Here is an 11503-nt window from a genome sequence, read left to right on the forward strand (position 1 = left end):
ACTCAAAATGGACGTGGAGGAAGTGTCAGACTTAAGCAATTAAGCGTTTTTCGGTGAAGCGTCAACCCCATTCAGCGACCACCCTAAAAAAGTGGCGTGGTGAGGAATCGCCGTCCGTTTTACGGCGGCGAGGATGTCAAGAATTCGCCTGTAATTCCTCTAAACGTGCTAAAACTTCGGCACTGTGAATGGCAGGATTTACCCCTAAATAAATCTCTTTTAAAATCCCTTGGGTATCTATAAGATAGGTATGACGCAGGGAAACATAACCCATCCAAGAACCATAAGCTTTACTAACATCTCCAGTGGTATCTGCTAGTAAGGGAAATTTTAAACCCTCCGAGTCACAAAATTCCGCATGAGAATCGACATCATCGGCACTTACCCCTAAAATTTGCGTATTTTTAGCCATATATTTCGGCAAATCCTGCTGAAAACGCCGCGCTTCTAGGGTACAGCCCGGGGTAAAATCCTTGGGATAAAAATATAAAACTACCCACTTACCCCGATAATCCGATAGGGAAATATTGCCTTCTCCCGTGTTAGTCGGTAGGGTAAAATCGGGTGCAGGTTGGTTTAAAGGGGGTTGGGAACCACCTAAAGCGTTAGCATCGGGAATAAAGGCAAAAAATGCCAGAATTACTGCAATTAAAAAACTCAAAAGTTGACGACGAGACATAATCAGTTATCAGTTATCAGTTATCAGTTATCAGTTATCAGTTATTTTAGTAAAAAATCGTAGGGTTAGGGAACAATCGGTGGCTCTCTTATTCTTTGTGTGATAAGTTTAACTTATACAGGAGCGATCGATCTTTGTGTCCTTTCCCTCGTTCCTGTCACACCGGGAAAATCAACTGTCACCACATCTCCAGGGGAAAACGTCACCAATTAACCCCCTCCACATCAGAGAAAGTTTTGGCCGCATAGTTTAGGGAAAAATTGACAAGATCGATCTGATCCTCCTCAGTCCAGGTATCATTTTGATCGGTCGATGGTTGTTGTTGGCCGACAAGTTGATTGAGAATGATTGTGGCCAACCGCAAACGTTCCCCAGATGATAAGTGACAGACCACTTGATTATAAACTTCTTGGGCAGTAGTGGGCATAACAAAAAACTGACGACTGAATGCTTCTAGCTTAATATTCTTTACATAACTTGACAAGGAAAGGGCGAGGTAAAGGGGGAAAATAGATCGAGCTTGTCTTCATCTGCCTAACGATCATGTCTATTGTCACCCTTAACCCCCTTCAATCCCATCAAGATTTAGTCATCGATCCAGCCAAAATCACGGGATTACGGGGAAAAATCACTATCCCCGGCGATAAATCTATATCCCATCGTTCCCTGATGTTAGGAGCGATCGCCGAAGGTGAAACCGTCATTCATGGGTTATTATTGGGCGAAGATCCCCGCAGTACCGCTAGTTGTTTTCGCTGCATGGGTGTGGAAATTTCCCAACTCAACAGCGAGAAAGTGATCGTCAAAGGTAGGGGTTTAGGCAATCTTGAGGAACCCCTAGAAATCCTCGATGCGGGCAATTCTGGCACGACGATCCGCTTAATGTTAGGATTATTGGCCGGTCATCGGGACCGTTTTTTTGTCGTTACCGGTGATGCTTCCCTGCGCTCGCGTCCCATGTCCAGGGTGGTGAAACCCCTAAGGGAAATGGGGGCGCAAATTTGGGGCAGAAAAGCCAATTCTTTAGCACCTTTAGCCGTTTCTGGGCAATCTCTGCAACCGATCCACTACTATTCTCCCGTTGCTTCTGCACAGGTGAAATCCTGTCTTCTCCTCGCAGGACTGTTAACGGAGGGGAAAACCACGATCACGGAACCCGCTTTATCTCGCGATCACAGTGAACGGATGCTGCGCGCTTTTGGGGCAAATATTGAGGTGGATGGGGAGACTAATAGCGTCACGGTGACGGGTTATCCCACTTTAACCGGACAAACGGTGATTGTACCGGGGGATATCAGTTCGGCAGCCTTTTGGTTGGTAGCGGGGGCAATTGTGCCTAATTCCGAGTTATTAATCGAAAATGTGGGCACAAACCCGACTAGAACTGGAGTTTTACAGGTTTTACAGGCAATGGGAGCAGATATCACCCTCGAAAATCCACGGGTGGTGACGGGGGAACCGGTGGCGGATCTGCGGGTGAAATCCAGTCCACTACAGGCAACCACGATCGCCGGTGAGATTATACCCCGTCTGATCGATGAAATTCCGATTTTGGCAGTAGCGGCGGTTTTTGCCCAAGGAACGACGATTATCAAGGATGCCGAGGAATTACGGGTGAAGGAAAGCGATCGCCTGACAGTGATGGCCACCCAACTTGATCGCCTAGGGGCAAAAGTAAGGGAATTACCCGATGGTTTAGAGATTACCGGCGGTACAGGCCTATTCGGCACGGAAGTGGACAGTTTTACCGATCATCGCATTGCTATGAGTCTAGCGATCGCTGCCCTCAATTCCCGTCAACCCACCACTATCCATCGCGCTGAAGCGGCCGGCATTTCTTACCCTGATTTTGTTAGCACCTTAAAGCAAATTTGTCAAGAGTAAAAATATTAAGTTTTTCTGCGAGCGGGTGAGGGGTAACTGGTACAATTGCAGAAATACCGAAAATCAGCAATTATCAGCGACTCTTAAATGATGACAAATGTATCAGCAGCTGCCTGTAAGCATCTCACCGAAAAACTAATGCGCTCCGGGGTTTGGGGAGTAGAACCCCCCAAAGGCTTGGATTGAGTGGTAAAATCGGAAGCAATGACCAATTTTAGAAGATATAGTCATTTCAATTAAGATTGAGAATATCAATCCCAGAGTTCATAAGGGTTTTGTCGGTCTAGAGTGTATCAGATTTATCTGAAATGACTATAGTTTCCCTTTAAAAATCCCAACTCAGTAGATTGACAAAAATGAGATGCAGCCTTTAAATAGGGTCTGCTGAATAAATCTAAAAACCTTGTTGGGTAAGACTTTTAGACTTTTTTTCCCTCAAAAAGTACCTTATCGGTAAAACCCCATCCCCCATCCCCTACACCCCATCCCCCAACCCCCAACCCCCAACCCCCAACCCCCACCGAAAAACTTTTTGCCGCAAACCCTAAATACGTCTTAGCTTAAATCTTCTGATAGTTTTAAAATTGACAGAGTAGTGGGCCACCTGTGTGATAATCAAGTTCATCGATCGAGGTAGCGAAAAATAGAAGCGTCCCTAATTCAAATTTTCCATAAAAACATCTCCCTATCTACCCCACTCCCGTCTTCTATTCCCCACCAATAATGGAAATCATCGCCCAATTAGAGAAAGTTTCCTATATTTATCCCGAATCCTCCAATCTAGTGCTGAAAAATATCTCTTTAGCAATTCATCGAGGAGAATTTTTAGGTATTATCGGGCCCACAGGTGCGGGAAAAACTACTCTCTGTTTAACTCTTAACGGTATTGTCCCCCAATTTTACGGAGGGCGTTTTTTTGGTTATGCAACAGTAGCAGGTTTAGACACTTTAACCCATCCGGTTAGCACCTTGGCCCGCTATGTGGGGGCAGTATTTGAAGATCCCGAAACGCAACTTTTAGCCACTTCTATAGAAAATGAAATCGCTTTTACCTTAGAAAATTTAAGGCTACCGCGAGAGGAAATTAAAGCGCGCATTCCCAAAGTTTTAGCAGCAGTCCGGTTAGAGGGAATGGAAAAAAAATCGCCGGGGGAACTATCGGGAGGACAAAAACAACGATTAGCGATCGCCGCTGCCCTCGCAGTTCAGCCCGCTTTGTTAATTCTCGATGAACCCACCTCCCAACTGGATCCGGTGGGATCCCAAGAAGTTTTCGCCACCATTAAGGAATTAAATCGCCATCTCGGTGTCACTATTGTCATGGTCTCCCACGCGGCCGAGGAAATGGCCGAATATGCCGATCGCCTGGTACTATTAAGGGATGGTGCGATCGAAGCTATGGGAACCCCAGCAGAGATCTACTCCCAAGTACAACGTTTACAGGAAAATGCCCTGCGTCCCCCGCAAGTGGCCACTACTTTTGCTTTGATCGAGCAAAACATCGGGGCGCTCGCAACGCGCTCGCTACGCGAGATCGAATCAATTCCTGTCACCCTAGACCGCGGTTTTGCCCGTTTAAACGAGCTTAAATCCTTTTACCATCAGATAAGCCCAACCCCTCCCTTATCGTCGGTTTCTGACCCCTTAAACCCCATACTGAGGGTAAAAAATCTCTGCCATACCTATCCCGATGGTACTACCGCCTTGCGGGATGTGTCCCTCGATATTGCCGAAGGGGAATATTTGCTGATTATCGGTCAAAATGGGGCGGGAAAAAGCACTTTAGTCAAGCATTTTCTCAATCTTCTCTCGGCGACCACCGGTCAAGTTATGATTGATGGACGTTCGATCTCGCGTAGCGAGCGCGTTGCGACCGATAGCTTTTCTGTCAGTGATTTAGCCCGTTCGATCGGTTATGTAGCCCAAAATCCCGATAATCAGATTTTTAACACCACTGTCGAGAAAGAAGTATCATTTGCCCCGACTAATCTCGGTTATCCTCCAGAAATCGTTACCCAACGCACGAAAGCAAGTCTAGAAGCCATGGGATTGCTAGAATATCGATCCTATCATCCTCTCTCCTTACCGAAAGGCGATCGAGCGCGGGTAGTGATTGCGGCAATTTTAGCCATGGAACCGCGCATAGTTGTGTTTGATGAACCGACCACCGGCCAAGATTACCAAGGGGCTAAGGCAATTTTAGAGGTGAGTCGTCAATTACACCAGATGGGCAAAACGGTGATTGTTATCACCCATCACCTCTATTTAATGCCAGAATACGCCGAAAGAGTAATTATTATGGGTCAAGGAACTATCCTTTTAGATGCCCCAATCCGGCAAGCTTATCATCAAACCGCTCTCTTAGCCAAAACCTATCTAACTCCACCCCAAGCAGTTTTATTAGCACAAAAATTAGGACAACTTTCCAGTTATCCTAATTCTCTTTTAACTCCCCAGGAAATTGCCGATTGTTTTCAGAGGATTTAAGTAGGGTTTGCGGCAAAAAGTTTTTCGGTGGGGGTTGGGGGTTGGGGGTTGGGGGTTGGGGGTTGGGGGTTGGGGTGTAGGGTTTTACCGATAAGGTACTTTTTGAGGGAAAAAAGGCTCTTCTCGGTTCTGTGTGATAAGTTTAACTTACATAGGATCGATCAATCTTTGTGTCCTTTGTGTCTTTGTGGTTCGTTCCACCCCCTCGCTAGGAGGAATGTATCTTAGAATACATTTTACCTACCAAATCCAAGAGAGCCAAAAAAAGTCTAAAAAGCTTATCCAACAAGGTTTTTAGATTTATTCAGCAAACCCTATTTAACTTTTTCTAAGATCAACTTCGAGCGCTTAACATTATCGGGTACAGGAATCGGATAATCACCATTAAAACAGGCAGTACAGAAGGTTTTCGGGTCTTCCTTCGTTGCTGTTAACATGGCATCATGACTGAGATAAGCTAAACTATCCACCCCGATTTGTGCCTGAATTTCCGCCACCGATTTAGTTGCCGCAATTAATTGCTCTTGGTTATCCGTATCAATACCATAAAAACAAGGATGAGTCACCGGAGGAGAAGATATTCTCATGTGAACTTCTCTTGCACCAGCATCGCGTAAAGCTTTAACTAATTTCCGGCTAGTGGTTCCCCGCACGATCGAATCATCAACAATAATAACTCTTTTTCCCTGTAAAACATCCTTTAAAGGATTCAATTTCATCTTAATTCCCGACTCTCTCATGTGTTGGGTTGGTTGAATAAAAGTCCGTCCCACATAACGATTTTTAATCAATCCTTCCGCGTAGGGAATATCAGAAATGCGCGAAAATCCGATCGCAGCTGGAATACCAGAATCGGGAACTCCCATCACCATATCCGCTTCTACCGGCGACTCTTTGGCTAATTGTTCCCCCAAACGTACCCGATAAGTATATAAAGATTCCTCGTGAACAATGCTATCGGGACGAGCAAAATAAATCATCTCGAAAACGCATAATTTTTTCTCCGGTTTCATGGCCCAATCCACTGAAGATAAGCCATCTTCACTAATCCAAACTAATTCCCCCGGCTGCACATCCCGCAGATAATCGGCCCCGATAATATCTAATCCGCAGGTTTCCGAAGCTAAAACATAACGGGGGGGATTGCCTTCTTCTTGCAAAACCCCAATTACTAACGGTCTGACACCATTGGGATCTCGCGCCCCGATAATTCCCGTCGGTGTGCCGATAACAAGGCTGTAAGCCCCGCTACAATAGCTAAAGGCATCGATCGCCGCTTGTATCCAATCCTTGCCACTATCCACTTCCTGTCCGATAGCGACGGCGATCATTTCCGAGTCGGTGGTGGTGCCGAAATCACAACCGCGCTTTTCTAATACATTTCTTAACTCAAAAGTATTGACTAAATTGCCATTATGTGCTAGGGAAAGTTTACCTAAACGGGTTTCGATCACGGCAGGTTGGGCATTGGCGCGACGGCTAGAACCAGTGGTAGAGTAACGAGTATGACCGACGGCGTGAGTACCGGGCAAGGTTTTAAGGACAGTTTCGCTAAAAACTTGGGAAACTAAGCCCATTTCTTTGTAACAATGCACCGTTTCCCCGTCGTAGGTGGCAATACCTGCCGATTCCTGTCCTCGGTGTTGCAGGGCATAGAGTCCAAAATAGGTCAGTTTTGCTACTTCTTCCTCAGGGGCATAGAGTCCAAAAACTCCACAGGCTTCTTCAGGCTTATCGACGCGGTTCAGGGATAGGGATGAGTCGGGATGGCTAAACATGAGAGGGTTGGGGCTGCAGAATACTTTGGTAACAAAATCTTACCCGATCTTAATCTTCTTTTAACGATTTATCGACCAGCTATCAGCCTTTATTTATCGATATAATTAGCCATTTTTCTAGTTATTATCGCTCTTATCTAAGTAGGTAGGCGTTAAAAATTATCAGACACCCCCCTTATCAAGGGGGATCCCCCCGCCTATCGGCACCCCCCTTATCAAGGGGGGCAGGGGGGATCAAAGACAAAATCTATCTTCAATTTAATTATAACTACTTACTTAGCTGACGGCTGATGGCTTGAAGATTACAGTCTTCTTTCGATCGCTTTTGACCAAACTTGCTGTATAGTTTCTAGACTAACATCGATCGCCGGTTGTTTATCCCGGTCAAAAATCAGAATATTATCGCTTTTTTCGCTAACTTTGCCGGTTATTTGCCAATAGTCTCCTAATTGTGTCTTTAGATATTCTTCCCAATCTTGCTGATTTTCGGAGGAAACGGAGACGATAATGCAACTAGCTAATTCTCCGAATAACACCGCGTCAAAACGGCCTTGATTGTGCCAAGAAAGGTCAATTTCCGCCCCTAATTGGCCACTAATACAGCATTCTGCCAGGGCAATGGCTAAACCTCCCTCCGCGCAATCGTGGGCAGATTTCACCCAACCGGCGCGAATTCCCCGACGACAGGCCGCTTGTACCTTTCTTTCTAATTCAAAATCAATTACCGGCGGTTTTCCCGTCACCAAACCGTGAATAACGGCTAAATATTCGGAAGCGCCGATAGTTGGCAAGGAAAAACCCAAAATATAGATTAAATCCCCCGCTTTTTGCCAACCTTGACCGCAAATTTGCCCTATATCCGGCACTAATCCCACCATACCAATCACGGGAGTCGGATAAATAGACTGGGGGCTGCCAGCTGCATCAACGGTTTCGTTGTACAAAGAGACATTACCCCCAGTCACTGGTGTATTCATTTCCCGACAAGCTTCGGCAATACCCTGACAAGCAGTGGCTAATTGCCAATAACCGATTGAATTCTCTGGACTGCCGAAATTGAGATTATCCGTGACAGCAATAGGGTCAGCACCAACACAGCTAAGGTTTCTGGCCGCTTCTGCCACGGCCAACTTAGCCCCGTTATAGGGATCAAGATAAACGTATCGCGGATTACAATCTGTAGTCGCCGCTACACCGCGCCGAGAATTTGCGGGATTAGCACCCAGAGGACGCACGCGAATCACGGCCGCATCGGCTCCCCCGGGCAGAATAACGGTGTTATTCTGGACTTGATGATCATATTGACGATAAACCCAGCGTTTTGAAGCAATCGAGGGACTATCGAGCAGTTTTAATAAAATCTCGTTATAGGATTCGGGAATAGGAATCGTGCTATCTTGCCATAATTGAGCTTTTTGGGCGTATTCTGGCGGTTCTGTTAGTAATTCCCGATGATAGATAGGAGTATTATCCGCTAGGGCCGTGGCAGGAATTTCGGCGGCAATTTCCCCTTTAAATAATATACGGACGATCGGTTCTGCAATTACCTGGCCAGCGACCACAGCCTGAAGTCCCCAACGATGGAAAATCTCGATTAATTCGCCTTCTCGTCCCGATGCTGCCACAAATAACATTCTTTCTTGGGATTCCGATAGCAGATATTCGTAGGGAACCATCCCGGTTTCTCGGACGGGGATTTTATCGAGGTCTAATTCAATTCCCACCCCTCCCTTGGCCGCCATCTCGGAAGTAGAACAGGTGATCCCTGCGGCCCCCATATCCTGGGCCGCCACCACCGCGCCGGTCTTAAATGCCTCTAAACAAGCTTCTATCAGGGATTTTTCCAGAAAAGGGTCGCCCACTTGCACCGCGGGCCGGTCATCCATAGATTTATCGGTTAATTCGGCGCTGGCAAAACTTGCCCCTCCCATACCGTCGCGGCCGGTGGTAGAACCAACGTATAAAACCGGATTTCCCAGGCCTTTTGCCCCAGATTTGACGATTTCTTCGGTTTCCATTAGCCCTAAAGCCATGGCATTAACCAGAGGATTGCCATTGTAGGCATTATCGAAGTATATCTCACCGCCCACCGTGGCAACGCCGACACTATTGCCATAATGACTTATCCCTTCCACGACTCCGGCAAAAATGCGACGATTGCGGGCATCTTCCAAGTTACCAAAACGGAGGGAGTTGAGGATAGCAATGGGACGCGCCCCCATGGTAAAAATATCCCGCAGGATGCCTCCGACTCCGGTAGCGGCACCTTGGAAGGGTTCCACCGCAGAAGGATGATTATGGGACTCGATTTTAAAGGCTAATCGCAATCCATCGCCTAAATCCACTACTCCGGCATTTTCTCCGGGACCGACGAGAATTTTTTCGCCGGTGGTGGGGAATTGTTTGAGGAGCGGCCGGGAGTTTTTATAACAGCAGTGTTCTGACCACATCACGCCAAACATTCCTAATTCGGCTTTGTTGGGGTGTCTTCCCAGTCTTTTGACTATGTCTTCGTATTCTTCGGGTTTGATGCCTTCTGAGGCAATTTCTGCGGCAGTGAAGGGGGTAGTCATGGGACAATGGGATCGAGGGACAAGATTTATTGTATAACGTCTGATCAGATCGAGTTATAATATTTAGTAAAAGATAAAAAAGTTAAAAGGGTTTGCGCTAGTTAAAGTTAAGCTAAAGAAATAGTTTTATTAGGAGTTGGAACGAAACTATGGCAGTAGAAACAGCTTTATCAATGAAAGCATTATACGATCAGGATTTTGTTCTTTGGGCTTCCAAAACCGCCGAACTTTTAAAGCTAAAAAAGTTTGATGACGTGGACTGGGAAAATCTGATCGAGGAAGTGGAGTGCATGGGGAAAAGTGACAGAAGGGCTGTAGAGAGTTTATTAACCCAGCTTATCGAACACCTGTTTAAGTTAGCTTATCACAAATCGGAACGGGAGCGAGAACGCAACGTCTGTCACTGGGTAGGAGAAATTGCCAGTTTCCGAACTCAACTGGGAGAGTGGCTAGAAACCATCACTCTCAGCAACCACGCACGGGATTATTTTCAAAAAGCCTACTCGAACGCTCGGAAAACCCTAATACAAGCGAAAACCGTCACTGGCGACGCGATTCCTGTCGAGCCTCCTTTCTCCCTCGAACAGGTATTAGACGGGGAGTGGTTCCCGATTGATATCGATCATTACTTTGACGATTTTCCTTTTACTTAGACCCGTGTTATCCTGATAATATTGGCTTTCAAAACTGAAATATGGATGCCCTGATTCAAGAACTGGAAATTAAACTGCGTCAATGGCAACCGGCAACTGTTGAACAGGTGCGACGTTATCTTGTCGAGATTATCGAATTAGCAGACCAAGACGCGTTAGAACTTCTCCGTTCTAGATTGGTTGAGCAGGAGGTATTAGATATAATTGACGAACCCGAAACCCGGTGAAGTGTGGCTAGTTGATTTAGGACTGGCTGCCAAAACGCGACCTGTTGTAATAGTATCTCGTCTTGACCCCAACCCACCAAGGGCCTTAGTTCTCTACATCCCTATAACCACACAAAATCGGGGTACTAACTACGAGGTGGAATTGTCTGCGGTGAGGTTTCTACGAACAGGTTCGGTAGCAAATATACAAGGATTAGGTTCTATTTCATCGGTGAGACTGGAACGAAAACTGGGCGAACTTACCGAGGAAAATATGCGTAAAATTAAACAAGCTTTGCTATTTGCTCTGGATTTGATGGAGACTTCCCACGAATAATTAAATTAAGAAAAATAATAGGATATTTGTATCAACGGCGTTCATGTAAGATATCCCGTGTAAATCTAGGAGCATTGGGGGGAATCGGGTTTTGTTGCATTCGCTCCACGATTTGCCTTAAGTGGGAGTTTTTAAACCCAAATTTTCTAGTAAAATGATTAAGGATAATTGGCCCAAACTGTATGGGGATTTAAGCCTGTGATCATCAAAGAGTTAGAAGAGCAACTTCTTGCCCTCAAACCTAGCGAAAAAGTGCAGGTAATCCAGTTACTCGCTCAAAGTCTTGGTGGTAATTGGCAGGGAATTGAGAAAACGCCTAAAGTTTGCGGCGGACAAGCCTGCATTGCCAATACAAGAATTCCAGTTTGGGTGTTAGTAGAAGCTCGTCGTCTTGGTTATAGTGATGCTGATTTATTAACAAGTTATCCGACTATTAAGGCTACGGATTTAGCCAATGCTTGGGTATATGCGGCAGCTCATGAAGAGGAGATTGATTTACTCATTGAGCAGAATGAGGCAGTTTAGGGGATGGCACGTTTTTATGCAGATGAGCAGTTTCCCTTGCCGGTTGTGGAATTGTTGAGAAATTTGGGCCATGATGTTTTGACGGTGCAAGAAGCGGGAAATGCTAATCAACGGATACCTGACGAGCAGGTGTTGGCGTTTGCTGTCAGTCAAGAGCGAGCCATTTTGACGATCAATAGAATTGATTTTATCCGTTTGCATCGTCGTGACGATCAGCATTTCGGGATTGTGGTTTGTACGATTGACATCCTCGCCGCCGTAAAACGGACGGCGATTCCTCACCACGCCACTTTTTTAGAATGGTCGCTGAATGGGGTTGACGCTTCACGGGATGCTGCTTCTTTAACAGAAGTCTTACGCTTTCCTCCACGTCCGTTTAAA

Annotated in this window: 11 protein-coding genes; 7 read left to right on the plus strand and 4 right to left on the minus strand. The window is 46.0% G+C overall.

Going from position 1 to position 11503, the window contains the following annotated elements; translation table 11 throughout:
• Positions 1 to 136: 136 nt before the first annotated feature.
• Positions 137 to 679 carry a peroxiredoxin gene (locus IM322_RS04445; RefSeq protein ID WP_287672650.1) on the minus strand — a complete coding sequence of 181 codons (543 nt, stop codon included), beginning with the start codon at positions 677 to 679 and terminating at the stop codon, positions 137 to 139.
• Positions 680 to 881: 202 nt separating this feature from the next.
• On the minus strand, positions 882 to 1163 hold the full coding sequence (locus IM322_RS04450) for a hypothetical protein (protein WP_353737491.1): 282 nt from the start codon (positions 1161 to 1163) through the stop codon (positions 882 to 884).
• A gap of 59 nt (positions 1164 to 1222) precedes the next feature.
• Between IM322_RS04450 and aroA the strand changes: the two genes are divergently transcribed.
• Together aroA and IM322_RS04460 are read left to right on the plus strand one after the other, a co-directional pair.
• A complete protein-coding gene (gene aroA, locus IM322_RS04455) occupies positions 1223 to 2563 on the plus strand; it encodes a 3-phosphoshikimate 1-carboxyvinyltransferase (protein ID WP_287672652.1) in 1341 nt (446 codons plus the stop codon).
• Between the two features lie 723 nt (positions 2564 to 3286).
• Positions 3287 to 5050: an ABC transporter ATP-binding protein gene (locus IM322_RS04460; protein ID WP_287672654.1), complete on the plus strand. Its 1764-nt coding sequence runs from the start codon at positions 3287 to 3289 to the stop codon at positions 5048 to 5050.
• Positions 5051 to 5364: 314 nt separating this feature from the next.
• Here IM322_RS04460 and purF read toward each other — a convergent pair whose 3' ends face one another.
• On the minus strand, positions 5365 to 6828 hold the full coding sequence (purF, locus tag IM322_RS04465; protein WP_287672656.1) for an amidophosphoribosyltransferase: 1464 nt from the start codon (positions 6826 to 6828) through the stop codon (positions 5365 to 5367).
• Positions 6829 to 7130: 302 nt separating this feature from the next.
• Positions 7131 to 9401, minus strand: coding sequence for a phosphoribosylformylglycinamidine synthase subunit PurL (gene purL, locus IM322_RS04470; protein ID WP_287672660.1), 2271 nt, complete (start codon positions 9399 to 9401; stop codon positions 7131 to 7133).
• Between the two features lie 149 nt (positions 9402 to 9550).
• Here purL and IM322_RS04475 point away from each other — a divergent pair, with 149 nt between their 5' ends.
• The 5 genes from IM322_RS04475 to IM322_RS04495 all read left to right on the plus strand — a co-directional run.
• Complete coding sequence (locus tag IM322_RS04475) at positions 9551 to 10054, plus strand: DUF29 domain-containing protein (protein ID WP_287672662.1); 504 nt, start codon at positions 9551 to 9553, stop codon at positions 10052 to 10054.
• A gap of 41 nt (positions 10055 to 10095) precedes the next feature.
• Positions 10096 to 10281, plus strand: coding sequence for a hypothetical protein (locus IM322_RS04480; protein WP_159291351.1), 186 nt, complete (start codon positions 10096 to 10098; stop codon positions 10279 to 10281).
• Positions 10259 to 10597 (plus strand): type II toxin-antitoxin system PemK/MazF family toxin, encoded by a 339-nt coding sequence (locus IM322_RS04485; RefSeq protein ID WP_158198876.1) that lies wholly within the window; start codon positions 10259 to 10261, stop codon positions 10595 to 10597. Before IM322_RS04480 ends, IM322_RS04485 begins: the two co-directional genes overlap by 23 nt.
• Before the next feature lie 198 nt (positions 10598 to 10795).
• Positions 10796 to 11122, plus strand: coding sequence for a DUF433 domain-containing protein (locus tag IM322_RS04490; protein WP_286827064.1), 327 nt, complete (start codon positions 10796 to 10798; stop codon positions 11120 to 11122).
• Between the two features lie 3 nt (positions 11123 to 11125).
• On the plus strand, positions 11126 to 11503 hold a 378-nt coding region (locus tag IM322_RS04495), incomplete at its 3' end, for a DUF5615 family PIN-like protein (RefSeq protein WP_287672665.1).

Source organism: Microcystis sp. M109S1 (genome assembly GCF_020247025.1).
Classification (GTDB): Bacteria; Cyanobacteriota; Cyanobacteriia; order Cyanobacteriales; family Microcystaceae; genus Microcystis.